The organism is Kribbella sp. NPDC043289 (assembly GCF_056436705.1).
The window spans coordinates 199,292-224,383 of sequence record NZ_JBWKCB010000001.1 but is presented as its reverse complement, the minus strand read 5'-3'; the positions used below and the strand labels follow the sequence as shown (position 1 = coordinate 224,383).

At 67.8% G+C, this 25,092-nt stretch carries 27 protein-coding genes; 10 read left to right on the top strand and 17 right to left on the bottom strand.

Going from position 1 to position 25,092, the window contains the following annotated elements; all coding sequences use genetic code 11:
* Positions 1-5: 5 nt before the first annotated feature.
* Genes AC0662_RS01070 through AC0662_RS01060 form a run of 3 tightly spaced genes read right to left on the bottom strand, consistent with a single transcriptional unit; the run spans position 6 to position 2,825 of the window.
* Positions 6-524: a MarR family winged helix-turn-helix transcriptional regulator gene (locus tag AC0662_RS01070; protein ID WP_452195786.1), complete on the bottom strand. Its 519-nt coding sequence runs from the start codon at positions 522-524 to the stop codon at positions 6-8.
* Positions 525-579: 55 nt separating this feature from the next.
* Positions 580-1,038: a nitroreductase family deazaflavin-dependent oxidoreductase gene (locus AC0662_RS01065; protein WP_452195785.1), complete on the bottom strand. Its 459-nt coding sequence runs from the start codon at positions 1,036-1,038 to the stop codon at positions 580-582.
* Entirely contained in the window at positions 1,035-2,825 is a 1,791-nt protein-coding gene (locus tag AC0662_RS01060; protein WP_478297665.1) for a chloride channel protein, read from the bottom strand. Before AC0662_RS01060 ends, AC0662_RS01065 begins: the two co-directional genes overlap by 4 nt.
* Before the next feature lie 200 nt (positions 2,826-3,025).
* On the opposite strand from AC0662_RS01060, the gene AC0662_RS01055 reads away from it, so the two are divergent.
* A complete protein-coding gene (locus AC0662_RS01055) occupies positions 3,026-3,361 on the top strand; it encodes a hypothetical protein (protein WP_478297663.1) in 336 nt (111 codons plus the stop codon).
* A gap of 86 nt (positions 3,362-3,447) precedes the next feature.
* On the opposite strand, the gene AC0662_RS01050 is transcribed toward AC0662_RS01055, so the two are convergent.
* From AC0662_RS01050 to AC0662_RS01035, 4 genes are all read right to left on the bottom strand, one after another.
* Positions 3,448-3,765: a hypothetical protein gene (locus tag AC0662_RS01050; protein WP_478297661.1), complete on the bottom strand. Its 318-nt coding sequence runs from the start codon at positions 3,763-3,765 to the stop codon at positions 3,448-3,450.
* Between the two features lie 240 nt (positions 3,766-4,005).
* Positions 4,006-5,562, bottom strand: coding sequence for an ABC transporter permease (locus tag AC0662_RS01045; protein WP_478297659.1), 1,557 nt, complete (start codon positions 5,560-5,562; stop codon positions 4,006-4,008).
* 41 nt (positions 5,563-5,603) lie between these two features.
* The gene (locus AC0662_RS01040) at positions 5,604-6,536 is read right to left on the bottom strand and encodes an ABC transporter ATP-binding protein (RefSeq protein WP_478297657.1); all 933 of its coding nucleotides are present in this window, start codon (positions 6,534-6,536) and stop codon (positions 5,604-5,606) included.
* Positions 6,533-7,678, bottom strand: a complete 1,146-nt coding sequence (locus tag AC0662_RS01035) for a TetR/AcrR family transcriptional regulator (protein WP_478297655.1) — start codon at positions 7,676-7,678, stop codon at positions 6,533-6,535. The genes AC0662_RS01040 and AC0662_RS01035 overlap by 4 nt, the downstream gene beginning before the upstream one ends.
* A gap of 158 nt (positions 7,679-7,836) precedes the next feature.
* On the opposite strand from AC0662_RS01035, the gene AC0662_RS01030 reads away from it, so the two are divergent.
* Genes AC0662_RS01030 through AC0662_RS01020 form a run of 3 tightly spaced genes read left to right on the top strand, consistent with a single transcriptional unit; the run spans position 7,837 to position 10,774 of the window.
* On the top strand, positions 7,837-8,283 hold the full coding sequence (locus tag AC0662_RS01030; protein ID WP_478297653.1) for a CBS domain-containing protein: 447 nt from the start codon (positions 7,837-7,839) through the stop codon (positions 8,281-8,283).
* 19 nt (positions 8,284-8,302) lie between these two features.
* Positions 8,303-9,592, top strand: a complete 1,290-nt coding sequence (locus AC0662_RS01025) for an ArsB/NhaD family transporter (protein ID WP_452195777.1) — start codon at positions 8,303-8,305, stop codon at positions 9,590-9,592.
* 12 nt (positions 9,593-9,604) lie between these two features.
* Positions 9,605-10,774 (top strand): cation:proton antiporter, encoded by a 1,170-nt coding sequence (locus AC0662_RS01020; RefSeq protein WP_478297651.1) that lies wholly within the window; start codon positions 9,605-9,607, stop codon positions 10,772-10,774.
* 114 nt (positions 10,775-10,888) lie between these two features.
* On the opposite strand, the gene AC0662_RS01015 is transcribed toward AC0662_RS01020, so the two are convergent.
* The 3 genes from AC0662_RS01015 to AC0662_RS01005 all read right to left on the bottom strand — a co-directional run bounded on the left by AC0662_RS01015 (position 10,889) and on the right by AC0662_RS01005 (position 14,160).
* Positions 10,889-12,487 carry an ABC transporter permease gene (locus AC0662_RS01015; protein ID WP_478297649.1) on the bottom strand — a complete coding sequence of 533 codons (1,599 nt, stop codon included), beginning with the start codon at positions 12,485-12,487 and terminating at the stop codon, positions 10,889-10,891.
* Positions 12,484-13,398 carry an ABC transporter ATP-binding protein gene (locus AC0662_RS01010; protein ID WP_478297647.1) on the bottom strand — a complete coding sequence of 305 codons (915 nt, stop codon included), beginning with the start codon at positions 13,396-13,398 and terminating at the stop codon, positions 12,484-12,486. The genes AC0662_RS01015 and AC0662_RS01010 overlap by 4 nt, the downstream gene beginning before the upstream one ends.
* An 81-nt stretch (positions 13,399-13,479) precedes the next feature.
* Entirely contained in the window at positions 13,480-14,160 is a 681-nt protein-coding gene (locus tag AC0662_RS01005; RefSeq protein WP_478297645.1) for a TetR/AcrR family transcriptional regulator, read from the bottom strand.
* An 85-nt stretch (positions 14,161-14,245) separates the two neighbouring features.
* Between AC0662_RS01005 and AC0662_RS01000 the strand changes: the two genes are divergently transcribed.
* From AC0662_RS01000 to AC0662_RS00990, 3 genes are all read left to right on the top strand, one after another.
* Entirely contained in the window at positions 14,246-15,697 is a 1,452-nt protein-coding gene (locus tag AC0662_RS01000) for an amino acid permease (protein WP_452195775.1), read from the top strand.
* A gap of 15 nt (positions 15,698-15,712) precedes the next feature.
* The gene (locus AC0662_RS00995; protein WP_478297643.1) at positions 15,713-16,144 is read left to right on the top strand and encodes a hypothetical protein; all 432 of its coding nucleotides are present in this window, start codon (positions 15,713-15,715) and stop codon (positions 16,142-16,144) included.
* A 158-nt stretch (positions 16,145-16,302) separates the two neighbouring features.
* Entirely contained in the window at positions 16,303-16,653 is a 351-nt protein-coding gene (locus tag AC0662_RS00990; protein WP_478297641.1) for a hypothetical protein, read from the top strand.
* 377 nt (positions 16,654-17,030) lie between these two features.
* On the opposite strand, the gene AC0662_RS00985 is transcribed toward AC0662_RS00990, so the two are convergent.
* Entirely contained in the window at positions 17,031-17,759 is a 729-nt protein-coding gene (locus AC0662_RS00985) for a sulfite exporter TauE/SafE family protein (RefSeq protein ID WP_452195772.1), read from the bottom strand.
* Positions 17,760-17,986: 227 nt separating this feature from the next.
* Here AC0662_RS00985 and AC0662_RS00980 point away from each other — a divergent pair, with 227 nt between their 5' ends.
* Entirely contained in the window at positions 17,987-18,292 is a 306-nt protein-coding gene (locus tag AC0662_RS00980; protein WP_478297639.1) for an NAD(P)/FAD-dependent oxidoreductase, read from the top strand.
* An 83-nt stretch (positions 18,293-18,375) separates the two neighbouring features.
* On the opposite strand, the gene AC0662_RS00975 is transcribed toward AC0662_RS00980, so the two are convergent.
* Both AC0662_RS00975 and AC0662_RS00970 read right to left on the bottom strand, forming a co-directional pair.
* Positions 18,376-19,545 carry an MFS transporter gene (locus tag AC0662_RS00975; protein WP_478297637.1) on the bottom strand — a complete coding sequence of 390 codons (1,170 nt, stop codon included), beginning with the start codon at positions 19,543-19,545 and terminating at the stop codon, positions 18,376-18,378.
* 62 nt (positions 19,546-19,607) lie between these two features.
* Positions 19,608-21,008, bottom strand: a complete 1,401-nt coding sequence (locus tag AC0662_RS00970; protein ID WP_452195768.1) for an FAD-dependent oxidoreductase — start codon at positions 21,006-21,008, stop codon at positions 19,608-19,610.
* A gap of 104 nt (positions 21,009-21,112) precedes the next feature.
* Between AC0662_RS00970 and AC0662_RS00965 the strand changes: the two genes are divergently transcribed.
* Together AC0662_RS00965 and AC0662_RS00960 are read left to right on the top strand one after the other, a co-directional pair.
* The gene (locus tag AC0662_RS00965; protein ID WP_452195767.1) at positions 21,113-21,475 is read left to right on the top strand and encodes an ArsR/SmtB family transcription factor; all 363 of its coding nucleotides are present in this window, start codon (positions 21,113-21,115) and stop codon (positions 21,473-21,475) included.
* Between the two features lie 5 nt (positions 21,476-21,480).
* Positions 21,481-22,521, top strand: coding sequence for an ArsO family NAD(P)H-dependent flavin-containing monooxygenase (locus AC0662_RS00960; protein WP_478297634.1), 1,041 nt, complete (start codon positions 21,481-21,483; stop codon positions 22,519-22,521).
* On the opposite strand, the gene AC0662_RS00955 is transcribed toward AC0662_RS00960, so the two are convergent.
* The 4 genes from AC0662_RS00955 to AC0662_RS00940 are packed head-to-tail and all read right to left on the bottom strand — an operon-like array spanning position 22,522 to position 25,032.
* Entirely contained in the window at positions 22,522-22,929 is a 408-nt protein-coding gene (locus AC0662_RS00955; RefSeq protein ID WP_452195765.1) for an arsenate reductase ArsC, read from the bottom strand.
* The gene (locus tag AC0662_RS00950; protein ID WP_452195764.1) at positions 22,926-23,675 is read right to left on the bottom strand and encodes an aquaporin; all 750 of its coding nucleotides are present in this window, start codon (positions 23,673-23,675) and stop codon (positions 22,926-22,928) included. The genes AC0662_RS00955 and AC0662_RS00950 overlap by 4 nt, the downstream gene beginning before the upstream one ends.
* The gene (locus AC0662_RS00945) at positions 23,672-24,343 is read right to left on the bottom strand and encodes an arsenate reductase ArsC (protein ID WP_478297632.1); all 672 of its coding nucleotides are present in this window, start codon (positions 24,341-24,343) and stop codon (positions 23,672-23,674) included. Before AC0662_RS00945 ends, AC0662_RS00950 begins: the two co-directional genes overlap by 4 nt.
* Positions 24,340-25,032, bottom strand: a complete 693-nt coding sequence (locus AC0662_RS00940) for an arsenate reductase/protein-tyrosine-phosphatase family protein (protein WP_452195762.1) — start codon at positions 25,030-25,032, stop codon at positions 24,340-24,342. Before AC0662_RS00940 ends, AC0662_RS00945 begins: the two co-directional genes overlap by 4 nt.
* Positions 25,033-25,092 lie beyond the last annotated feature (60 nt).

Sequence of the window (25,092 nt, the reverse complement as noted above, 5' to 3'; positions counted from 1 at the left end):
CGGAGTTACCAGCCGAGGCGGCTCGCGGCCTCCGCAACGACGGCCGGCTCGTCTGCGGCACCCGCGAACGACAGCAGCGCCCGGACCAGCTCTCGCCGTCGGCCGACGGGCATCCCGAGCACGATTCGCTCGATCTCCGTCCGGCGTTTCCTGGTGACCTTGCGTACCAGCTTCCGCCCCTCGGCGGTCAGGTCGATGACGACCTCACGGCGGTCCTGCACGTTCTCCCGGCGGTCGACCAGACCGGCCGCGATCAGCCGGTCGACCATACGCAGCGCGGTCGACGCAGTGACGTCGAGCCGTTCCGCCAGCAGGTTGAGCCGGCTCGGTCCGTGACCGTCGAGGACGACGAGGGTACGGAACTGGGTCAGCGTCACCGACTCCTCGACCTGAGCCAGCGACCTGGCCGAGACACCGACCAGCACGCGTGACGCGGTCAGGACAGCGGCCACCACCTCGTCGACTGTCTCTTCGGACGCAGCATGGGACGCAGCGTCGGCCGCCCGGTTGGCTGCACCGGTCACGGATCCACCTCCATGACTCGTTCTGGCTGATCCTTGCAGAGGCTAATCGATCGGCTCACCGGGTTCCGAACTCGATCCGCACCAGCGGCAACCTCGACCCGACATCTGCGGGCACCGGGCCGTCACCCGCGAGATCCGGTAGCTCAAGGGTCCGCCCGAGCGCCTTCGCCGCTCGCCGATGGTGCTCGCGATACCGCTCCAGCCGCACCGGGACCTCATCGGCGGGTACCGGTTCACCGGTCGCCTGCGCTCCACGTCGAAATCCGGTCCACACCCGCACCCCTGGATGCGCCAGGACGTTGCGGTACCACTGCGAGTCGCGGCCGTACCCGGACACGATCACCAGCCCGTGCGCATCGCGTTCCAGCACCTCGAGTACGACGTACCGCCGCAACCCGCTGCTCCGTCCGACGTGCTCCAGCATCATCAGCCGCCGCCCGAACACGAAACCGAACCCGGCCCGGAACACCGGGATCGGCGACCGCGCGAGTCCGCGAGGAATCCGCCGTGTCATGGCTGCACCTCGATCGTCTTCGTGACCGGTCTTGTTCGTATCCTCGCCAGCGCGACACGGTAGCTGATCCACCCGGCGATCCGCCGGTCCTGGAGAACCGGAACAGCGGCACATCCACTACCGTCGAGCGCCTCTATCGCCTGGTCGAGGTGATCGTCGGGGGTGACCACGATCGGCAGTTCGAGTACCAGCGACGCCGGCGCGGTGTCGTGGCGCCCGTCGGCCAGCGCCTCGGCGACCACGCGTGCCGTCACGATGCCGACGTACTCACCGCCGTCGTCGACAACGGGCAGCACACCGGACACCGAACGCGCCAGTACTGCCGCGACGTCCCGCAGCGGGCTGTCGCCGCGGACAGCGTCGGGTACGTCGGTCATCACGTCGGCGACCACGATCCGCGGCGCCGCGGAGATAGTCTCGGAGCGGCCGAGGTCGACACCCCGACGGCGCAGCTTCAACGTGTAGATCGTGTCGCCCGACAGCAGATGGCTGACGCCGGTGGCCAGCACGATCGCGGTCATCAGCGGCAGGATGATCGAGTACTCGCCGGTCAGCTCGAACATGATCACCACCGCGGTGATCGGAGCCCGCGCCGCCCCCGCGAAGACCGCACCCATCCCGATCAACCCGTACGCGCCGGCGGCCCCCGCCGTCCCCGGCAGCGCCTGGTGCGCCACCGCACCGAAAGCCGACCCGACCATGGCGCCGACGAACAGGCTCGGCGCGAACACACCGCCCGACCCGCCGATCCCGATCGTCAGGCTGGTGGCGACCATCTTCCCCACCGCCAGCAGCAGCAGGAACGCCACGCCGTACACACCCACGATCGCGTGCCCCAGCACCGGGTAGCCCACGCCGTACATCTCGGGCAAGGCGATCAGCAGCAACCCCAGCAGCACACCACCGACCGCCGGCCGCAGCCATTCCGGACCGCGCCACAGCGCATCGCAGATGTCCTCGATCTGATAGAGCACCCGCGTGAAGATCACGCCGACCACTCCGGCGACGAGTCCGAGGACTGCGAAGAGCCCGTACTGCGCGACGTGGTCGAGGTGGAACTGCGGCAGGGCAAGGAACGGCACGTCACCCAGCACCGCCCGGCCGATCGCAGCCGACGTGACCGCGGCGATGACCACCATCCCGAACGACTGCGCGGTGAAATCGGCCAGGATCAGCTCCATCGCGAAGAACACGCCCGCCAGCGGCGCGTTGAAGGTCGCCGCGATCCCGCCCGCCGCACCACACGCGACCAGCACCCGCAACCGCGGCTCCGGCACCCGCACCAGCCGACCGATCGTCGACCCGAGCGCCGAACCGATCTGCACGATCGGTCCTTCCCGGCCCACCGATCCCCCGCCGCCAATACACAACGCCGAGGCCAGCGCCTTCACCGCCGCCACCTGAGGCGGGATCCGGGCGCCGTTTCGGCTCACCGCATACATCACCTCCGGCACACCGTGCCCACGCGCCTCCCGCGCGAAGAAGTGCACCAACGGCCCATACAGCAGCCCGGCCAGCACCGGTACAACCAGCAGAAACCAACGCCCCAGCCCGAGCAACCCAGGATGCGCCGCACCCGGTGACGCCGCGTAATCGGCGTGCCCGGTCGCGAGTGTCGTGAAGGTCGTGATCAACCAACGGAACAACACCGCGAAGCCCGCCGCACCAGCACCCACCACCAGCGCCAGCACCAGCACCAGCAGCCCCGAGTTCTCGACCCGCAACGACTGGCGCAGGCCGGCTCGGTACGACGCACCACGGGCAACGGTCAACATATCGGCGGACATGAATTGCATTATGCAACAGTTAGCCCTACTAACTCCAACCGTCTCGCCCCTGGCCTGAGTTGGCGACGACACTGCGGTGACTTTGAGATCAGATGACGTTCGGCGCCGGCAGCGGGACCGAACACGCCGGCCGGGCTAGACAGATGGCGAGAACATCGTGGGAGCGGTCTCAGGCACAGGCGGGAGCAGTGGAGCGGAAGATGGGATCTCGCCGTACGATTCGCTCGAGGCTCGCTGCGGCGACCCGGTCGCTGATGCGAGGACGCCCCAGGCGGCCTCAGGCCGACCCGTCGAAATACGGCGTACTGTCGGACTGGACGGACGCGGAGCTCTACAAGGTCTGGTGCGCAACCGCGGCGGAGCTTCTCAAGGCGTTGCGCACCGAAGAAGCCGACCACACCGACACGGCCGCCGAGGCTCGGCGGTACCTACTGGCCGAGATCGAACACCGCCATCCCGCGGCAACGGCTGCCTGGCTCGCCTCCGACGCCATCCTGTACGGCGAACCGCCGAAGTTCCTGCTGCACGACAGCTGAGCACATCCAGAAGACCCGGACCGGCCGCTACGGGGAAACGCGGCCAGCCTGGGCAGCCAGAAACCGCTCGTGCCGGAGGTCGGCACTCACATGCAGACACAGGGCCAGGCGACCTCGATGAACCAGTCATCAGGAGCTGCCACATCCGTGTCAGGTCGGGGCGCCACGAGCAGGCCGATTCCGGTCTCCGGCTCCAGATAGGCAACGTGCGCAGCGAACTCAGCTACCGTCACGACTGTTTCCGCCCGCATGCCGTCGAAGGTCACACAGACGGTACGCCGGCGCCCGGCGATCTGCGCTCCACGACTGGGCGCAGCGTCGCCGGTCAGGTTCCGCCGGTAGTAGTGCGTCAGCGCGGACAGCGGAATCCTGCACGTCGACAGACTGTGGACACGCTCCGCCATCAACATCCTTCCGTTCGAGACCCCTCCAACCTTCTCCACCGCGCTTTGAGATCGCCCGGTCACGCTCTTTACGATCCGATGACTCCACGTGGCCGCGGCTGCCGGTGAATTGGCCTGTGGAGCATCGACCGCCACCGGTATCGAAGCCCTCACCGATATTGCCGGCCTCTCCCGTTCCGCAGCCGCCGCTCTGATGCGCAGTTCAGCCCGCGCTCTACTACGCGACGCTCTGCGCCCGGACTAGGCCTGGGGCATGTCGCGGCGATTGAAGGTGATGAAGCCGAGGTACAGAAGTGCCGCGGCCACGATGGTCAGCGCGGACATACCGCCGGCGTCGATCGTGCCGAGCGGAGGGTTTCCGACGTGGGCCGTCGGTGCGATGTCGAGCACCCACTGCGAGAGCTTGAGTCCCGGCCCCAGGAAGGCGATGAAGGTGACGACGGCGTACGCCGCCCAGGCGAGCCCGAAGCGGCGGGGCCATGATCCGAACAGGAACAGTGCGAGACCTGCGAGGACGAGTTCGGCCGGCAGATAGTCGAGGCCGGCCGTGATGAACGCGCCGATATCGTGGGTGTCCCCAACGGACCAGGCAGTCGTGAACGCGAGCATGCAGGACCCAACGACGACGATGAGTACGAGTCCGGCTGCGACGACGGCGGCGTGGACGGTCAGCCAGCGGATCCTGGACAGTGTGCCGGCGAGACGCGTCTCCAGGCGTCCGTCAGCTTCTTCGGCACGGAGTGTCCCGACGGCCTGGATCACGTACCCGCCGGCGAGGACGGCCAGGTACAGCTGAGTCGCCGCGATCAGACCGTCGAGGTGGCGGCCGCCTTGGACGCCCATGGACTCGGCCAACGCGGGATTCCCGGCCATTGCTCCGAGCAACTGGTTGGCCAGGGAGCCCATCATCGCGGCCAGCAGGACGCCGCCGGCCAGCCAGCCCAGCGCCGCCGGGCGGTGGATCCAGATCGCGAGACCGGCCGGCCGCCGCAGCCAGGTCGCCCGGGCAGGCCCGGCACCTTCCCGCAGCAGGGCGCTACCGAGGTCGCGTCCGGCTGCCAGCCACACCGCCGAGCCGCCGAGTACGACCCCGACGAGCAGTGGAATCGCGAGCGCCCACCACCGCTGGACTCCGAACGGCGCCGTCTTCTCCGCCCACCCCAGCGGAGACAACCAGGTCAACCAACTCTTGGTCACGTCACCGATGCCCCGGAGCACATACGCGACGGCCAGCACGATCAAGCTCCAGAGATAGACCCCACGCGAATGCAGTACGAGCTGCGCCACCAGTGCGGCGAAGCCTGCGAACACGAAGGCCAGTCCGCCGAGCGCCGCGCCGTACAGGATCGCCCTGGACTCCTGCACTCCCGCGAGAACGAGTCCGCCCGCGAACAGCATCGCCGTCGCCAGGATCCCGCCGGTCGCGAGCCCGAGCGCTGCGAGCGTGGGCTGGTAGCGCGCGATCCGGCCACCGAGCGTGGTCTCCAACCGGCCGGACTCCTCCTCACGCCGCGTCGAGCCGACGACCAGCCCGATACCCAGCAGCGGCAGCAGGAAGGACGCCAGGAACCCGAACTCGTCCTGGATGACGCCGCCCAGGCTGTCGATGCCCTCGACGTGCCCGTTGATCGCGGCCAGTGCGCTGCCCGCGGTGACCGCCGCGGCGTAGGTATGGATCTTGGCCGGAGTGTCGTACATGCCCGCGACCGCCGCGGCCGTCGCGACCATGCCGGCCGCCAAGGCGATCACCCACACCAGGATGCTTCGCCGGCGTGTACGCCAGACGATCGCAGTCATCACGCCCAGGCCGCCGCGACGGGCCGGTCGGCCGGCGACGTTCATTGCGCTGCCCCGGCGAGCTTCTCGCCGGCCTCCACCGTGTCCGCATAATTGCGCAGGAACAGTGCGTCCAGACTCGGCGGCGTGACGGTCAACGTGTGGATGCGCGCGGCGTGCAGCAGGCCGATCGCCTCGTCCAGGTGATCCGCGTCGATCGTGAACCGGGTGTCGGTCTGTTCGGCCACTCGCTCCGAGACGCAGTCGGCGACCCCGGCAGCGCTGGCCAGTCCGTCGGGTTGAGCGCCAGTGACCGCATGGACCGCCGTACGGGTGTGACGTCGCAGGTCCGCGAGACTGCCGGTGGTGACCGTACGCCCGCGCCGGACGATGCTGACTCGGTCGGCCAGCGCCTCGACCTCACCGAGGATGTGACTGGACAACAACACGGTCACGTCGGCCGCTCTCCGCTCGCGCACACACTGCTGGAAGGCCTGCTCCATCAGCGGATCCAGCCCGGCCGTGGGTTCGTCGAGGACGAGCAGTTCAGCCTCCGCAGACAGTGCGGCCACCAGGGCGACCTTCTGCCGGTTGCCTTTGGAGTAGTCGCGGATCCGCTTCGTCGGATCGAGTTCGAAGCGCTCGATCAACTGTTCGCGGCGCTTCAGGTCGACGCCGCCGTAGGTCGTACCGATCACGTCGAGGCACTGACCCCCGGTCAGACCGGGCCACAGCGCGACATCCCCGGCGACGTACGCAAGGCGCTCATGAAGACCGGCAGCTGCTCGCCAAGGATCGGCGCCGAACAGTTCGACGTGGCCGCTGGTGGCCCGGATCAGGCCGAGCAGGATCCGGATGGTCGTCGACTTGCCCGCCCCGTTCGGACCGAGGAAGCCATGCACCTCCCCCGGCCGAACAGTCAGGTTCAGGCCGTCGAGAGCGCGCACTTTCCCGAAGGTCTTGGTCAGTTCGCGGACCATGATGACGTCGCTCACGACTTCTCCTTCTCAGGTACAGCCAGGAACACGCCGTCCTGGTAGATGGCGGCCACCTCTCTGGCCCAGCGGGACATCCCCTCCGGGGTGAGCGGGTCGACCCCGATCGCGGCGGCGACGTGATTGCGCAGCAGCAGTACCGCCAGATCGTTGGCCAGCAGAAACGCCGCACGAACCGCCGGATCCTCACCCGGCCGGGTGGCACCGAGATCGGCCATGGTGTCCATCAGTTGGCACGTCTGCGCGAACCAGCGTCCGAACAACGCCGCACCCGCCGGATCGTTGGTGAGCAACAGACGACCCAGGTACGCCGGCAACGGCGAACCCGGCGGGAACGCACGAGCGAACATCTCCGCAACCGACGTCCAGTTGTCGCCGGTCATCGCGTCGACCAGGTCCCCCTCGTCCATCGCGAACAACGAGTCGAAGGCCCTCCCGGCATACTCGTCCACGGCGGCCCGCAACCCTTCCTTGCTGCCGAAGTGATGGACGACGAGGGCCGGCGAAACGCCCGCCGCGGAGGCGATCTCCCGCATCGTGACGGCATCGTGCCCACGCTCGGCGAAAAGCCGCAGCGCGGCGTTTCGGATGTTCGCCTTGCCAGTCAGATCACCGTCATCCATGACTGAACTCATGTTCAGCACACTAAACACATGAACAGCTTCGGTCAAGGGATCAGCGGCCCGCACCGGTGAGCTCACCCCGATCAGTCGCCGGCCCGGGGTGGCGCCAAGGCGTTCAAGGGTTCGGCATGTGTTGCGTCGGCGGAGCGCAGCAGCAACACCGCTTTTGTGATGAGCGCGTGGAACACGCCCAGGCTCACCGAGCACCAGAACGACTCGCCGTACCACCACCTGAACCGCACCGCGAGCAGCAGCGCAACCGCACTCCGTCACCAGGCTGAGCCGGATCCGCTGGACTGTCGTCCAGTCGTACGACGTGAGACCCGCGAGCCACAGTCCGCCCTGGCTGACGCGGAGTGCGACCTTGGGCAGGTGGCCATCGGTCCAGACCTGGCATCGCGCAAGCGCTGCGAAACACTTGCCGCTGACAACGGCCACCGCAGCCACGAGAAGCAACCGCACCGCCGTCAGGACAGGCAACTCGTCGCTGCGGAGCGTTCGGATCGTTTGCGCTCGCACCGGCCCATGAGGGAGGCTTGGGCCCGGTGCGCCGGGAAGTCTGGTCGGCAGTGCCCGTCTCCGACCGGGGTGCGGGCTGGTCGACGACCCTGGAGGCGGCGTGGCGCTGACGTGCGGCAAGTCAGGTTCCCGGCCCGGCTCCGGCGTATCCTGCCAGTGTGCATGCAGAGCAGATGGCCGAGGACTACCCGGTGGTCAGCCTCGACACCACCGCTCAGGAGGCTCTGGAGCAGCTGGCGTCCCGGCGTCTCCCGGGCCTGATCGTCGGGGACGAGAAGGGCAAGCCGCATTCGGTCCTGCCGGCCTCGCAGGTTGTCCGTTGCCTCGTGCCGACGTACGTGCAGGACGACCCCTCGCTGGCCCGGGTCATGGACGAGACGCTCGCCGACGAGACCGCGAAGAAGCTGGCGGCCGTCACGGTCCGCAAGCTGCTGCCGTCCGAGCCGGTCGAGCTGCCGGTGGTGGAATACGACGACACGGTGATCGAGGTGGCCGCGATCATGGCCCGGCTCCGCTCACCGCTGGTCGCGGTCATGAAGGACAACAAGATCATCGGCGCGATCACCGCCTCCCGGCTCCTGGAAACGGTCAGCGCAACGAACTGAGCTCCAAGTCGGTGATCGCGTGACCGTGATCGCCGTGGCGGTCTTCGTGGTCGCGTACGTGCTGATCGCGACCGAGTGGACGCACAAGCTCATCGCAGCGCTGGGCGGCGCGGGTCTGCTGTTCGCGCTCGGCGTGACCGACACCGGCCACGCGTTCTACTCCGAAGACACCGGGATCGACTGGAACGTCGTGTTCCTGCTGCTCGGGATGATGATCATCGTCGGCATCCTCCGCCGTACCGGTGTCTTCGAGTACGTCGCGATCTGGGCTGCGAAGCGCGCGAAGGGATCGCCGCTGCGGGTGATGATCCTGCTGACGCTGATCACCGCGACCGCGTCGGCCTTCCTCGACAACGTCACCACCGTCCTGCTGATCGCCCCGGTCACCCTGCTGGTCTGCGACCGGCTCGGCGTCAAACCCGTACCGTTCCTGGTCGCCGAGGTGATGGCATCGAACATCGGCGGCGCCGCGACGCTGATCGGTGACCCGCCGAACATCATCATCGCGAGCCGCTCGGGCCTGACGTTCAACGACTTCCTGATTCACATGACGCCGCTGGTGGTCATCGAACTGGTGGCATTCACGCTCGTGCTGCCCAGACTGTTCAAGGGCGCGTTCGACGCCGACCCCGACAAGGTCGAGGACGTCCTGCGGCTGAACGAACGCGAAGCGATCCACGACACCCAACTGCTGATCAAGTGCGGAGTGGTGCTGCTCGCGGTCTTCACCGGCTTCATCGGCCACGCCCTGTTCCATCTCGAGCCCGCTGTCGTGGCATTACTCGGTGCGGGGGTCCTCGTACTCATCTCGCGCGTCCCGACGAAGGACTACATGGGCAGCGTCGAGTGGCAGACGTTGCTGTTCTTCGCCGGGTTGTTCGTGATGGTAGGCGCACTCGTCAAAACCGGCGTCATCGCCGAGCTCGCCGACCTGGTCGGGGACGCGACCGGCGGCAAGCCACTGCTCGCGGTGCTGCTGATCCTCGTGGTATCGGCCCTGCTGTCGGGCATCGTCGACAACATCCCGTACGTCGCCACCATGAGCCCGATCGTCTACGACCTGACCAAGACCATGACCGACCCCGCGCATGCGCACGCGTTGTGGTGGGCACTTGCCGCCGGCGCGGACTTCGGCGGCAACGCGACGGCGATCGGCGCCAGCGCCAACGTCGTCGTGATCGGCATCGCGTTGCGCGCCGACCATCCGATCAGCTTCTGGGAGTTCACCCGCAAGGGTGTGGCGATGACCGCCGTCACGATCCTCGTCGCAGCGCCGTACCTCTGGCTGCGCTACTTCGTCCTGGCCTGAGGGAGGGTCCTGATGTTGCTGATGAGCTTCGCCGCGGTCCTGCTGCTCGCGGTTCTGGTTTCCAGCCTCGCGCACCGGACGATCCTGTCAACCGCGGTGCTGTTCCTCGTCGCCGGCTTCGTTCTCGGTCCGGAAACCACCGGCGTCCTCCACCTGGAGCCGGGCTCGCCGGTGGTGTCCGTCCTGGCCGAGCTGGCGCTGTTCGCCGTGCTGTTCACCGATGGCATGCGCGTGGGCTGGACCGACCTGCGCTCGGCCTGGCGATTGCCTGGTCGCGCGCTCGGCTGGGGCCTGCCTCTGACGCTTGTGATCACGGCGCTCGCCGCGCATTTCATCGTCGGTCTCGACTGGCCGGCCGCCCTGTTGATCGGCGCGATCCTGGCCCCCACCGACCCGGTTTTCGCCTCGGCCCTGGTCGGTAACGAGAAGGTGCCGGCCCGGCTGCGGCACCTGCTCAACGTGGAATCGGGCGTGAACGACGGCCTCGCGCTCCCCTTCGTGATGGTCTTCCTCGCAGTCGCAGCCCACCACGACAGCCTCCACCTCGGTGAGCTCGCGCTGGAGCTGGGCGTCGGGATCATCATCGGCGTCGCGGTACCGTGGATCGCCATCCGGCTGGAGCGCACGCGACTGTTCGCGGCGTCGACGAAGTACGAACCACTGAACGCGATGGCGATCGGCCTGCTCGTGCTGGCGCTGGCCATGACCCTGCATGGCAACCTGTTCCTGGCTGCCTTCGCGGCCGGTATCACCGTCGCCACGTTCGGTCCGGCACAGCGCACCGCGTTCGAACAGTCCGGTGAATTGATTGCCGAAGGCCTCAAACTCGCCGCGCTGCTCGTCTTCGGCGCGCTGATCTCGGTGGAGTTTCTGGGCGAGATCAGCTGGCAGGGTTGGGTTTTCGCGCTCGTCGCACTGCTCGTCGCCCGCCCGGCCGCCCTCGCCCTGTCCTTCCTGCGTTCCGGCTTGGGCGCCCGCGAGCAACTCGCCGCAATGTGGTTCGGGCCGAAGGGCTTCGCGTCGGTCGTCTACGGCCTGCTCGTCCTCGAGTCAGGCATCCCGGCGGCTGACCAGGTCTTCCATCTGGTCGCTCTGACCATCGTCGTATCGATCGTCGCCCACTCGTCGACCGACATCCTGGTCGCCCGCTCCTTCGAACACGCCGACCTGTCTGTGCCGTGACAACGGCCCGGCCGCCACGGGGACAGCGACCGGACCGATCACGACCGTAAACGAGCCGTCGGCACAGTCCCAACAAGCCGCCGAGCATTGTGATCCGACACCAACACTCCGACCTCAGGACAGGTCGAGGTCCCGCCGCTCGAAGTTCATGCTTCCGGCAACAGTCAGGAGGGCCGCGATCGCGGTCAGCACGATCAGCGGGAGTACGCCGATACCGGACACGGGCATCGCGGTGGTGTGACCGAAGGGCGAGAGCTTCACGAAGACGTCCGGCAGGTCGAGCAGTGGCCCGAACATCCCGAAGAAGAACGCGTACGCGACCACCAGCCAGGCCCACGTGGCCGCCGCGGGCCGTACGGCGAACAACACGGCGGCGACCCCGACGACCACCAGTATCCCTGGCAGGTAAGCGAGCATCGCGACCGTCACGTCACCGATCACACTCGGGCCCTCCGCGCCGGTCGCCGCGCCCAGTCCGACGCCCAGCCCACTGATCACGAGCAGGACGGCGGAGGCCAGTACCGTGAAGCCCAGCCACGCCATGATCCAGCGACGGCGGGCAACGGCGGTCGCCAGCGCGGCCTCGGTGTGACCGGAGCGCTCCTCGGACTTCAAGCGCAGTACGGACGTCACGGCGAAGGCCGCGATCGTCAGTGAGAAGAACAGCGCCATCGCGGCGAAGAATCCGTCCGTCGGCTGCTGTCCGTTCGCGGCGAACATCACGCCCAGATCAGGGTTCTCCTCGACAGCCTTCGTCACCGAGTCGCTCAACGAGCCGCTGGCCAGCGCGAAGACGAACAAGCCAACGCTCCAGCCGATGACACTGGTGCGCTGCTGGCGAGCGGCCAGTCCGAACGGGGTCGACAACGACGGCGCAGCATCAGCCCTGCCCAGCCGTGCAGGCAGCAGCCCCGCCCCCACGTCTCTCCGCCCGGACAAGGCGTACGCGGCTGCCACCGCAGCAAGCACCACGCCCGCCGACAGGAGGAGCGGCCACCAACGCAGTTCCACGAACGGGCGCATCTGTTGCGTCCACGCCAGCGGCGACAGCCAGGACAACCAATTGCCGCCACGCTGTGCCGAATCGCCTATAGCACGGAGAAGGAAGGCCGCACCGACGACCGCCATCGCCAGACTCGACGCCGATCGCGCATGCGCTGTCAGTTGAGCCGTCATGGTTGCGACGGCGGCGAACACCAAGCCGGTCAGCCCCAGTCCCAGGCCTACCGCGAAGGAGTCCGCGGCGGACAAGCCGCCGCTCATCATCGCCAGTGCGGTCAACAGCGCGACGCCGACGTTCGCGATCACGGCGACGATCAATGCCGCTAGCGGAGCGGCGTACCGCCCGACCACTGCCGATCGGACCAGCTCGGCCCGGCCTGTCTCCTCTTCGGCTCGAGTGTGTCGTACGACCAGGAAGATGCTCATCATCGCGGTCGGTACGGCGAGCCACAGCACCATCTCGTTCGTGATCATCGCGCCGAGCGTGTAGTCGTCCAGACCGTAGCCCGGGCCTGACATCATCGTCGCTGCGGGCGAGTCCATCAGGCGTGCGCGGACCTGCCGCTGCTCCGGCGTCGAGTACACGGTCGGCAGTGCGCTGACGGCGTACAGCATGCCGAGCCCAATCCCACCGACCCAGACCGGCAGCTTCACCCGGTCGCGGCGCAGCGCGAACCTGGTCAGATCAGCGGTCGCGGTGAACCGCCTCATGATTCCGCTCCGACCAGTTCGTCGCCGTACTGGCGGAGGAACAGTTGCTCCAGCGAAGGCGGAGCGCTCGTCAGACTCCGTACACCGAGACCGCCGAGCACCTGTACTACGGATGCGAGCTCGTCATGGTCGACGTCGAACGTGACGACGCCGCCATCGGTCCGCAGGTCATACACACCCGGAACTGCGGCCAACCGTGCAGAGCCACCGTCGAGCGACGCCGTGATCGTCGTCCTGGTGAGGTGCCGCAACTCGGCCAGTGTGCCGGACTGCACCGCGCGACCGGCGCGGATGATCGTCACCGTGTCACACAGCTTCTCCACCTCCGCGAGGATGTGGCTCGACAACAGGACGGATCGGCCGGCGGCCTTCGCCTCCGCAATGCATTCCTGGAAGACCGTCTCCATGAGCGGATCGAGTCCCGACGTCGGCTCGTCCAGCACCAGCAGGTCGACATCGGCTGCGAGCGCAGCGACCAGGGCAACCTTCTGCCGGTTGCCCTTACTGTAGGTGCGGCCCTTCTTCGTCGGGTCAAGTTCGAAACGCTCCAACAGCTCGGCCTTGCGGGTCTTCGAGGCACCGCCGCGCAGCCGCGTCAGCAAGTCGATCGCCTCACCCCCGGTCAGGTTCGGCCACAGGCTCACGTCACCTGGGACGTAGGCGAGACGCCGGTGCAGTTCCACGGCGTCGTGCCATGGGTGCATTCCGAGCGCCTCGACGTGCCCGGAGTCCGCGCCCAGGAGGCCGAGAACGATTCTGATCGTGGTGGATTTGCCGGCGCCGTTCGGGCCGAGGAAGCCGGCCACCTGGCCTGTCCCGACGGTCAGATCGAGACCGTCGAGCGCCGTCACCTGGCCGAAGGACTTGTGCAGTTGCTGGATCGTCAGAGCATTTTCACAGGCAGCAGTCATCGCTGAACCTCTTCGAGATAATCCGGGATGATCCCGGCGTGATGTCGTACTGGAAACAGCACACGGAGGCGCGTGGTCGGCTTACGGCTTCGCGTCGCCGGCCGGCGGATCGCAGACGTACATCAGGTACTCGTCGAGCATCTTGCGGTCGGTGAACAATCCCTCAGAGAAGATCTCCAGCGCGGGCAACGTGATCTCGTTCGAGATCTGCCGCAACTCCTTGCGGAAGTCGTCGATCTCGCGGAAACCGGGATGCAGGGAGAGCCACAACAGCAACGACCCCATCGCCTGGGACGCCAGGTACCGCGCGCGGGCAGCCGGGTCCCGGCTCGGTCGGATCAGCCCACTCGCGACGCCGGCCTCCAGGTACTCCTGAGCGTCGCGATACATCTGCTCCATGAATTCGCCCGCAAGCTCACCGCCGGCCTGCAGGCTCCGCAACGAGTACAACGCCATCGGCGCGTACGCCTCCACCTCGGCCAACTGCGCGATAGCGGCCGCCGGACCATCTGTCGCCGCCTTGAGCTTCGCCGAGCGGATGACACCCAGCACGTACTCGTCACAGGCCTTCCGCAGCCCGTCTTTCGACCCGAAGTGATGCACCACCAGCCCAGCGGTCACACCGGCATCCGCCGCAACCGCCCGCAGCCCCACCGTGAACCCGTCCCGCCCGTACCGCCGGATCGCCGCATCCCGAATCCGCGCAGTCGTGCCCCGCCCAGCACCCTCAGCCGGGCCGACGGGGTCGTCCTTTGAACGCACGTTCAAAGCCTAAACACCCGTTCAATCCTTGCGCAAGTAGTGGGTGCCGGCGGGTCGTGCGGGGGGTGTAGCGTGTCCTGTTGGTGTGCCGGGAAGTCTGGTCGGCGAGATGCACATCCATGCCGAGTGTCAGGATCTTGTGATGCCCAAACCGCCGACGTCCGCTACTGCCGCAGCCGAGGTGCCGGTACGTAAAGTGCCACCCCGCTGGGTGCTGTTCTTCGCTTTCGCATTCGCAGTGATCGCCGACCCGGTCTCCTCTGTGGCTTACGCCATCGAAGCGGCGCTGCGGGCACTGCATGGTGACTTGTCGCGCCTGCTGCCGACGATGATCCTGGTCGTCGCACTGGTGACGGTGGTGACGGCCAACTACTGGCAACTCGTCGCGCGCTTCCCGCGGGGCGGGGGCGCCGCCGCGGCGGCGGGCCGTGCGTTCGGGCCCCGATGGACCTTCCTGCCGATCGGCGCGCTGGTCGTCGACTTCGTGCTGACCATCGGTATCTCCATCTCGGCCGCGGCCAGCGCCGTCATCGCGCTGGCACCGGCCTTGGCTCCATGGCGCATCGTCTTCGCCTTGCTCCTGCTGGTGGTGGTGGCCGGGCTGACCTGGTTCGGGCACGGCGGACGGCTCCTGTTCGCCCTGATGACCGCCTTGTTCGTCCTCGTCGCACTGGCTGTGCTGGTGATGGGCTTCGCTGCCCCACACTCCATGGGGCACGCCCCGGCGACCCCGCACCCCGGCGCGCACTCGGCGACGCTGGCCGTACTACTCGCATTTCCGGTGGCGATGGCCTTGGCGACCGGCGTGGAAGCGCCCTCAACCGCCATCGCGCAGCTCGGCCAGCTCGACAACACCGCTCGACGGCGCTTCGGGCGAGGCACGCTCGCCCTGTTGGTCGTGATCGTCGGTGGCCTGACTCTCGCACTGACCGCGCTGGCCGGACGGCTGCACATCGGCATACCCGCAAACGACTCCACGCAGATCGCCGACATCGCCCACGCATCAACTGGGCCTGGCTGGTTGTACGCCGCCTTCCAGCTCACCAGTTCTCTGCTGTTGCTCGCCGCCGCCAGCTCGTCATTCCAGGCCGGTCCCGGCCTGCTCAAAGCCCTTGCCGGCAGCAAGCAGCAGCCCGGCGTCCTACCCGCCTGGCTGGGACGAACCAACCAGCACCACACGCCATATTTCTCGGTGGTGGTCTATCTCGTGGCCGCAGGCCTGATCATCGTGGCTGCGGCCGGGCAGGAACAGGAACTCGTCCTGTTCTATGCGGTCGCCGTCTTCGTCAGCTTCCTGGTTGGCCTGGTCGCCATGACGCACTTCGCCCGAGCCGAGCGCAAGCCCGCTCTCGCGATCGTCAACGCGACGGCTGCGGTCGCGGTTGCGTTCACGCTAGCCGTCAATCTCACCCGTGGCTGGCCGATCCTCTCGCTACTGAGCACGGTTCTGATCGCCGGCGCTCTCTATTTGCGGTGGACGCGCGCCGGCCGGCCCAGCGGACTCGAGGATGTCGAGGCCAGAGCTGAAGCCGACTGAGTACTGTCCTGGATCATGAACGACGGCATCATCACCACTCCGGAGCCGGAGAAGGTGCTGCCCACGACTATTGACACGATCCAGGACGCCACGGGTGTGGACGTCGCTCGTAACCAAGCCGCGTACGATCTCGTCGCCGCCCGCCTGCGTGTTGATCCAACCGGCAAGGTCGCGGCCAGCCTGAAACCCGAGCTACTGGAGCGTCACGCGAGCGGCGGACTCCACTTGAAGGAACTCGCACGCTTGACCTCGAATCAACGGGAGGCGCGTCAGACCTGGGCCGTCCACGCCGCGGGTGACAGCTATCTCAGGGACTACACCACTTCTTTCGGCAATTACTACACATTCGCCGAGAGGGTGAAGAACGGGCCCGAGGCGTTCCGGAACTATGTCAACGCACCCACCAGGACTGAACCAGTGACGAGTCAGGGGACCCCAACACGATGAGGACGGCCTCCTCTTTCACAATCATGGCGGCTGTAACAGGGTCGACAATCTTGGCGGTCGCTGGATGCACCTCGTCCGGCGCAGATCATCCTGCGACGCAGCAGCCGGCAAGTTCGACCACCCCGTCGCCCAAGTCGACTGCGTTGATCCCCACGGCTGTGACTGTGGAGATCCGGCCGACCGGCGGAACGCTGGCTCCCCGTCAGGAGCAAGTCCTGGCGGCCTTCTCCGAGTTCATCAATGCGCAGTTTCGGCACTGGTCGCACCCTTGGGTCATTGATCCTGTCTACGCGCGCAGCGTGCTCCCCGATTCCCCCTACACGCCGCTGGCGACCGACAACATCGGCCAGACCGGACCAGTTGTCGTCCAACTCCTGTCTGTAGACGCCGACACGGCACAGGACGCGAAGGTGACCTACTGCCTCGATGCGCGGTCGGTTCGCTACCTCGGCCGAGACGGTGCAGTCGACGTACCCGGCCCGCCGGCGACCGGCTGCGTGGCGCGGTGACACTCGAAGAGACAGACTTGTCGGGATTGATCTCCGAAGGGTGGCTGATGGCCGACCGAGGCTGGGCGCCCCGGCCGGCCCAGAGAGGGTGCGTTGGTCACTGACCGCCGGTGGCGATCGTGCTGGCCTGGCGGTTCTTCTGGACTGCGGTGGCCGCATTCGCCAGGTCGGTCTCGATGGCCGATGTTCTTCTGGCACTGCGCCCAAGCCTGCCGGAACTCGTTTGCGTGCTTGCCGGTCCACTGAGTGCACCTGACCTGCGGCTTTCTCGCTCGTCGGTGATCAGCGGTGATCATGGTTTGCCAGCGACTCACGGAGCAGGGACGGAGCATTTAGTTGCTTCCAGCAACTTTTACGGACGAGCGTGGATTGGGGTTTTAGAGGCCGACGAGAAAGAGTACGCCGGCGACGAGGAGGCCGGCTTCGACGAGTACGACGAACACGCGGTCGCTCATCTTTCCGACGAGGTGTTTGCCGGTCCATGCTCCGAGCAAGGTTGCCGGCGTGAGCGCCAGGCCGTACAGCAAAACCCGGCGGGTGAGGAGGTCGCCGGTTCCATACGCAGCCAACTTGGTGAGATGCATGATCAGTGCGCTGCACGCCTCGGTTCCGATGTAGGCGGCGCGGGTCAGCCCGTACGCCAGGAAGAAGGGCGCGGTTAGCGGACCGACCGACCCCAGGAGCGCCGACCCGAGGCCCGAAGCGGCGCCGACAGCCGCGAACGCGGGATCGGACGGCTTGGCTGTTGTCGGCGTGAACCGGCGCCAGACCACCACGATGATCAGAAACGCTCCCAGCACCCGCTTCAGCGGAGTCAGCGGCGCGTGAGACAGCAACAGACCACCGCCGGCAGCCAGCGGGACCGCACCCAGGGCGAACCATCCGATCAAGCGCCAGCGCAGGTGCCCGCGATTGAGCCAGGCCCGAGCCCCGTTGCTCGTCAGTTGGGCGACTGTCAGCATCGGTACGGCGGCCTTGAGGCCGAACAGCGCCGTGAACACCGGCAGCAGTAACACCCCGCCGCCGAACCCCGCCACGGCCGACAGTACGGCGAGACAGTACGCAGCCGCAGCGGCGAACAGAAACGGAAGGGCGGCGATCAGCACGAGCCCAGCTTGCCCTACCTGCCACAGATCTCGCCGAGCACCTGGCCGACGCTACAAGCGCCGTCCCGGCATGCGGTGGTCTGTCTGTCGCCGATGCCCACCGGGTGTAAAACGCACATGTCGTTGCAGTCGATGCCGGCCGGCCTGCTCATCCTGATCGCCGCCGCGCTCGCAGCCAATCACCTGGGAGTGATTCCTGCGTCCCACCTCCCGAGTGCGGTGTCGAAGTGACCTGCGGTACGACGGTCACCGAGGTCGTTCGCGGCGGCGATCGGCTCGCGGTCGTCGCCGACGACGGCAAGCGGACTGCGGACTGCGGACTGGTCGTAAGCGGGGTCACCCCGTCGAGCTCACTGGCCGCGTCGGCCGGCGTCGAGGTGAACGGCCACGGCGCGATCGTCGTCGACCGCAGGATGCGCACCAACCTACCTGATGCGTGGGCCGCCGGTGACTGCGTCCACACGCATCACGCCCTGCTCGCCGAACCGACGTACGTCCCGCTCGGAACCACCGCGCACAAGCGGGCCGGGTGACCAGGGCGTCGGATGCCACCTCAGTCCCCGCCTGGGGGACGCGGACTTCTCCAGACACCACGACGCGTTGCCGCCGTCATCCTTCACGAACGAGATGCCGACCGAGCAGTAGGCAGGCGGGCAGCTGCCAACAGCAGCAGGCCTGCGAGCACACATGCCGACGCGACCAGTACGACGAGGCGCGCGTAGCCGACAGCTGCGGCGATCACGGCTCCGCCGAGCGGCGCCGAAGCTCTGGCAACGAGAACCGGTGCGGCCAGCGTTCCCGCGATGGTGCCGTAGCCGGTGGCGCCGTACCGGTCGAGCAGGATCGCGGGTGTCGCGATCGAGGCGATCCCGAAGCCGAGACCGAACAGCACCAGGCACACGATCGCCCCCGTCAGCTGCCGCCCGACCACCGGCAGCAACGACAGTGCCGTCCCCTGAACGATGAAGATCGCCCCAGCGATGGTCGTCATCGGCAACCATCGGGTGGACAGCGTGCTGACGATCCGCCCGGTGACCGACAAGATCCCGAGCAACCCGGCAAGCGTCGCGGCCAACGCGGCCGAGTGGCCGAGGCTGGTCAGATACAGCACCAGGTGTACGGCGATCACCGCCAGCGCGGCACCCTGCAGCACAAACGTTGCTGCCAGCAACCAGAAGGCCGGATCGCGGAGCGCCCGCCGCGGTGACGGGCGTTGGCGCCGCCCCACTCGCTCACCTGCCGGCCCCGCATGCCGCAACGCCAGGCCATGCAGCGGCACCGTGATGACCGCAAGCAGAACCGCCAGCACAAGCAGCGAGGACCGCCACTCGAGCCGAGCCACCAGCTGGCCGGTCAGCGGGATGAAGATCGAACTCGCGAATCCCGCGACCAACGTGATACCGAGCAGCGCCTTCGCACGCCGAGCCGGCTCGGTGACGGCGACGACCACGGCGAACGCCGGCTCGTAGAGCACCATCGACGAGGCGACACCGATCAGTACGAACACGGCGTACAACTGTGTCGCGGTCTGCACCTGCGACCAGGCCAGCACGGCCGTCGCGCCCAGGGCCGAGCCGACCGTCATCAGCGCATGACCGCCGCGGGCGTCGAGCCATCGGCCGACTGGGATGGACAGTAGGCCCGACACCAGGACGGCGGTGGTCAACGCACCGGCGGCCATGGCGTTCGAGATGTCCAGGTCCCGGCTCATCGGTCCGAGGATCACGCTGAAGGCGTAGTACAGAACGCCGTACCCGACGGTCTGTGTGACGGCGAGGGCTCTCACCAGCCGCCGTGGTCCAGGCCTGGCGGCGACCATTCGAGCCGCCAGACCTGAACTGAGCGACATCAGTTGCAGCAGCCCGACTGGGTGGCAGGCTTCGCGTCGACCACGGTCAGCAGCCCGCCGCTGATACCGGTGGCCAGACCACGCCCGGCAGGCGCACCGATCGTGACAGCCTGCGGAGCCGGGCCGCAGCAACCACCCGCGGACTCATCGGCAGAGTCGCCATAAGCGAGGTTCGACGAACACACGCCGGTTTCTGGCAGGTTCAGCTGTACGTCGCGGGCCGCGTCCCAGTCACCGGCCAACGCAGCCACCACCGATCGAGCCTGCTCGTAGCCGGTAGCCAGCAGGAACGTCGGCGCCCGTCCGTACGACTTCGCACCGACGGCGTAATAGCCGGGCTCCGGATGTTGCAGCTCGTCGACGCCGTGCGGCGGGACCGTGCCACAGGAGTGCTGGTTCGGGTCGATCAGCGGAGCCAGCGCCCGTGTGGAACCGAGGATCGGGTCCAGGTCGAGGCGCAGCTCGCCGACGATGTCGTGGTCCGGCCGGAAGCCGGTCGAGTTGACGATCGTGTCGGCCACCACCCGGCGCTCCCCCGCGGCCAGCTCGACCCGGCCGTCCGCCGTACGGGCGATCGACTCGATCCGGAAGCTGCTCACCAGCTCCACCCGGCCGGACTGCACCAACGCCTTCAGGCGGCTGCCCAGCGCGCCGCGCGCGGGGAGTTCGTCGGCATCACCGCCGCCGTAGGTCCGGGCCTGGTCCGCACCGCGCACCACCCACAACACCTCGGTGCCAGGCTCCTGAGCGACCAGATCACCTAGCTCCAACAGCGTCGTCGCAGCCGAGTGACCCGCACCGACAACCGCCGTACGCCGACCCGCGAAACGCTCACGGTCCCTCACGAGAACATCCGGCAGCGCAGACGAGATCGCGTCCGCGACCTCCGCCTCGCCGCGGGCGGGAATGCCGGAACCGCCTAGGACGTTCGGACGCCGCCAGGTACCAGCCGCGTCGATCACGGCCGCGGCGAGCAGCTCGTCGCCGCCTGCCAGCCGGACCAGGAAGGGCGCGTCCTCGCGGCCCGTCGTACGGATCCGGTCGAATCCCACCCTGGTCACCGCGGTCACCTCGGCGCCGTACCGGATGCGGTCCGACAACTCCTTGGCCAACGGTGCGAGGTAGGAGTCGATCAGGTCGCCACCGCTCGGCAGCTGGTCCAGGTCCGGCTCGATCCACTCGGTCCGCTCCAGCAGACGGCGCGCGGCACCGTCGATGTCGTAGCGCCAAGGGCTGAACAGCTTGACGTGCCGCCACTCCTCGATCGCCGCGGCCACGCTCGGGCCGGACTCGAGGACGACGAAGTCCAGGCCACGGTCGGCGAGGTGAGCCGCGGCCGCGAGGCCGACCGGCCCCGCCCCGATCACGACGACCGGCAGATCCTTCGATCCAACGCTCATTGCTTGTCTCCAAAACTCTGCGAAGCCCTGAGGGCTGAGTTGACGTTCATCTAATCAGCGACACCCACCTTGCCTCCTGATTAGACATAAGTCAAGATAGACGTATGTCAAAACAGGACGTCGTCATCGGGGCCTCGAGTGGCTGTTGCACGCCGATCATGGATGCCGCACTCGACAGTGCCGGCGCGACCGAGGGTGCGGCGGTGTTCAAGGCGCTCGGCGACCCGATCCGGCTGCGCCTGTTGTCGATGATCACCTCGGCCGGCGAGGAAGTCTGCGTCTGTGACATCACCCCGCAGTTCGACGTCTCCGGCCCGACCATCTCGCATCACCTGAAGGTGCTGCGCGAGGCCGGCCTGGTCGACTGCGAGCGCCGCGGCACCTGGGTCTACTACTGGCCCCTGCCCGAGCGCCTGACCTGGCTCTCGACGCTGCTGGCCGTCCCGGCGCCCGCGACCGTCAACTGAACGACGTGCGGGTAGTGATCGTCGGCGGTGGCCAGGCGGGTCTGGCCACCGGGTTCTACCTGCGTCGCGCCGGGCTCGTCCCGGGCCAGGACTTCGTGATCCTCGACAGCGCCGAGCAGCCGGGCGGCGCCTGGGCGCGGATGTGGCCGACGTTGCGGACGTTCTCTCCGACCCAGTACTCCTCACTGCCAGGCTGGATGATGCCGCCCTGGACCGGCGACCGCGGTTACCCGTTGGCCGCGCACGTCGTCGACTACCTCACCCGCTACGAGCAGCGCTACGACCTCGTCGTACGGCGAGACACGCAGGTCAACGCAGTACGACGAGGCGACGACGGGCGGCTGCTCGTGAAGACCGGAGACGGCGATTGGTCCGCAGAACACGTCGTCTCCGCGACCGGAACCTGGAGCCGGCCGTTCGTTCCGGCGTACCCGGGCTCCTTTGCCGGCAGGCAACTGCACACCGCCGGTTACCGCCGCGCGTCCGACTTCGCCGGTCAGCGGGTGCTGATCGTCGGAGGTGGCAACTCGGCCGCACAGATCCTCGCCGAGGTCTCGACCGTCGCCGACGCCACCTGGTCCACCCTGCGACCGCCTCGATTCCTGCCCGACGAGGTCGACGGCCGGGCGCTGTTCGAGATCGCCACCAAACGGCACCAGGCCCGCGAGGCCGGCGAACCCGACGACGGCGGAGTCGCCGGGCTGGGTGACATCGTCATGGTCGCGAGCGTCCGCGAGGCCCGGAGTCGCGGAGTACTGCAGGCTCGCGGTCCGTTCCGCCGCCTGGTCGATCACGGAGTCCGCTGGCCGGACGGCCGCGAGTCGTCGTACGACGTGATCATCTGGTGCACCGGTTTCAGGCCGGCCCTCGGGCATCTCGCCCCGCTCGGCCTGCGCGGACCCGACGGACTCATCCCGACCAACGCCACCCACGCCATCAAGGAACCCCGTCTGCACCTCATCGGGTACGGCGACTGGACAGGGCCTGCCTCCGCTACGCTCATCGGCGCCGGCCGGACCGCCCGCGAGCTCGTCGCGCACCTGTGATCAGGCAGGACCAACCTGCAGTTCGCCGACGAGCTTCTCCACCCGGCTGCGGATCTCGTCACGGACCTGGCGGACGACCTCGATCGGCTGACCAGCCGGGTCGGTGAGCTCCCAGTCCTCGTACCGCTTGCCCGGGAAGATCGGACAGGCGTCGCCGCAGCCCATGGTCACGATGACGTCGCTCTCACGAACGGCCTCGGTCTCCAACAGCTGCGGAACCGCCCCGGTGATGTCGATGCCGATCTCGTGCATCGCCTCGATCGCGACCGGGTTGATCTGGTCGCGCGGCTCCGAACCGGCCGACCGGACCTCGACCGAATCACCCGCCAACTGCCGCAACCACCCGGCAGCCATCTGAGACCGGCCGGCGTTGTGGACACAGACGAACAGGACACTTGGCTTGCTCACTTCGATGCTCCAGTACTCGCAGTGGTGTCGACATGAGGTGTGACAACTTCGTCCGCGGCCCGTCCGGCTCGCGGGTACAGCAGCGCCAGCAGACCCACTCCGACAGCGGCACCGACGAGCTGCGCGATCATGAAGCCCGGCAACGACGCGGGCGCGATCCCGGCAAAGGTATTGCTGAAAGCGCGCCCGATCGTGACCGCCGGGTTGGCGAACGAGGTCGAAGAGGTGAACCAGTACGCCGATCCGATGTACGCGCCGACCGCGGCCGGAGCCAACGCGGCCCGCCCCGCCGATGCGAGCGCGAAGATCAGCACGACCAACCCGCCCGTCGCAACGACCTCACCCAGCCACAGATGCCCGGCGCTGCGGTCCTTCGTCGACCACGACACCGCCGCTTCGCCGTACATGAGATTCGCCAGGATGGCACCGATCACCGCACCGACCACCTGCGCCGGAACATAGGCGCCGAGATCACGCGCGGTCAATCCGCTGCCGCTGCTCCGGCCGAGCCACCAATCGACCGCCGAGACCACCGGATTGAAGTGTGCGCCGGACACGGGTCCGACCATCAGGATCAGTACGGCGAGTCCGAGTGCGGTGGCGAAGGCGTTCTCCAGCAACTGCAGCCCGACATCGTTCGGTGACAGCGCCGCAGCCGCGATGCCGGAACCGATGACGACCGTCACCAGCAGCCCGGTACCGATGCCTTCGGCAAGCACCCGCCGCCACAAGGGAACCGTGGTCACGCGCGCCCACCAGCAGCCGGTACGGCGAGCTCGTCGAGCAGCACACGAACCCGACGCTCGATCTCGTCGCGAATCGGACGCACGTCGGCGACATCCAGGCCGGCCGGGTCGTCAAGGACCCAGTCCTCGTACCGCTTGCCCGGAAAGATCGGACAGGCGTCACCGCACCCCATCGTGATCACCACGTCCGCGGCCCGAACCACCTCATCGGTCCACGGCTTCGGGTACTCGGTCGAGATATCGATCCCCCGCTCGGCCATCGACGCGACCGCGGCGGGTTTCACCTCGATACCCGGCTCAGAGCCACCCGACCAGGCGATCGCACGATCGCCCGCCAGCCGCTCGAAGAACCCCAGCGCCATCTGACTGCGGCCGGCGTTGTGGACGCACAGAAACAGTACGACCGGCTTCCCATCATCGTGATGTCCCTCAACGCGCGCGAGCGCGCTGAGACGTTGCCGCGCGAAGCGCTCCGCCAGCAGCGGCAGGAAGTTCGGCACCGTGCTCCCGGTGGCGAACTGGTCGTAGCTGGAGTGCAGGAAACGTTCGATCGTCACCGGCCCGAAGATCCCGGCGAACTGCTCGCCCAATCGCGATGCCGCCGTACGCAACGCGAGCTGCTGATCGATGGACAGGTCTTCACGGTGATACCCGGCAACCTCGGTCATGCGCCCCTCCCCTTCTGTTCTGACACCAGTGGCACCAAGCGATCGATACGGCCGGCGATCTCGTCGTACGCGGCCTCGAATGCCGCATCCGTGTCCACCGGCGCCGGATCCGGCACCGACCAATGCACCCGCGGCCTGGCGTCAGCCGGCAGATGCTCGTACGCGATGTCGCACACGGCGATCACCAGATCCTCCGGCCGGACCACGTCGCTCACCTGAGCCGTCCGCCAGCCATCTGGATCCAAGCCACGCCGCCGCGCCACCTTCACCGCTCGCGGATGCACCCGCTCCGCAGGCCGCGTCCCCGCCGACACCGCCGGCACATGACTCCGCCGCGCCCAGATCGCCGCCGCCAACTGCGACCGCGCCGAGTTGTGCGTACACACGAACACCACCCGCGGCACCTGGCTCAACGAGGGACTCGCGATCTTCGCCAACATCTCCGGCACCAGCCGCACGTACGTACGCCGGTGATCCCCCTCCGACCTACCCCGCACCACCAACCCGGCGTCCTCCAGCACCTTCAGGTGGTGAGCCACCAAATTGGTCGGCATCTCCAGAATCGCCCCCAACTCCCCCGGCGCCGCATCCCCCACCCCCAGCGCATCCACAATCGCCAACCGCGCCGCATCCCCGAGCGCCGCGTACGCCCGAGCCCGCTCCACCAGTGACGTACGCTCAACGTTCATTGCCTCAATAATCACTGAGCTATCCCGAACTGTCAACCACAGGCGCCCCGCACCTCGGGC

What these genes read in the sequence shown, in the direction of transcription:
- AC0662_RS01055 (WP_478297663.1), top strand. Translation starts at nt 3,026, where the DNA reads ATGGGATCTCGCCGTACGATTCGCTCGAGGCTCGCTGCGGCGACCCGG.
- AC0662_RS00970 (WP_452195768.1), bottom strand. Translation starts at nt 21,008, where the DNA reads ATGAGCGTTGGATCGAAGGATCTGCCGGTCGTCGTGATCGGGGCGGGG.
- AC0662_RS01020 (WP_478297651.1), top strand. Translation starts at nt 9,605, where the DNA reads ATGTTGCTGATGAGCTTCGCCGCGGTCCTGCTGCTCGCGGTTCTGGTT.
- AC0662_RS01010 (WP_478297647.1), bottom strand. Translation starts at nt 13,398, where the DNA reads ATGACTGCTGCCTGTGAAAATGCTCTGACGATCCAGCAACTGCACAAG.
- AC0662_RS01015 (WP_478297649.1), bottom strand. Translation starts at nt 12,487, where the DNA reads ATGAGGCGGTTCACCGCGACCGCTGATCTGACCAGGTTCGCGCTGCGC.
- AC0662_RS01050 (WP_478297661.1), bottom strand. Translation starts at nt 3,765, where the DNA reads ATGGCGGAGCGTGTCCACAGTCTGTCGACGTGCAGGATTCCGCTGTCC.
- AC0662_RS01045 (WP_478297659.1), bottom strand. Translation starts at nt 5,562, where the DNA reads ATGACTGCGATCGTCTGGCGTACACGCCGGCGAAGCATCCTGGTGTGG.
- AC0662_RS00945 (WP_478297632.1), bottom strand. Translation starts at nt 24,343, where the DNA reads ATGACCGAGGTTGCCGGGTATCACCGTGAAGACCTGTCCATCGATCAG.
- AC0662_RS00965 (WP_452195767.1), top strand. Translation starts at nt 21,113, where the DNA reads ATGTCAAAACAGGACGTCGTCATCGGGGCCTCGAGTGGCTGTTGCACG.
- AC0662_RS01060 (WP_478297665.1), bottom strand. Translation starts at nt 2,825, where the DNA reads ATGTCCGCCGATATGTTGACCGTTGCCCGTGGTGCGTCGTACCGAGCC.
- AC0662_RS00995 (WP_478297643.1), top strand. Translation starts at nt 15,713, where the DNA reads ATGAACGACGGCATCATCACCACTCCGGAGCCGGAGAAGGTGCTGCCC.
- AC0662_RS01065 (WP_452195785.1), bottom strand. Translation starts at nt 1,038, where the DNA reads ATGACACGGCGGATTCCTCGCGGACTCGCGCGGTCGCCGATCCCGGTG.
- AC0662_RS00940 (WP_452195762.1), bottom strand. Translation starts at nt 25,032, where the DNA reads ATGAACGTTGAGCGTACGTCACTGGTGGAGCGGGCTCGGGCGTACGCG.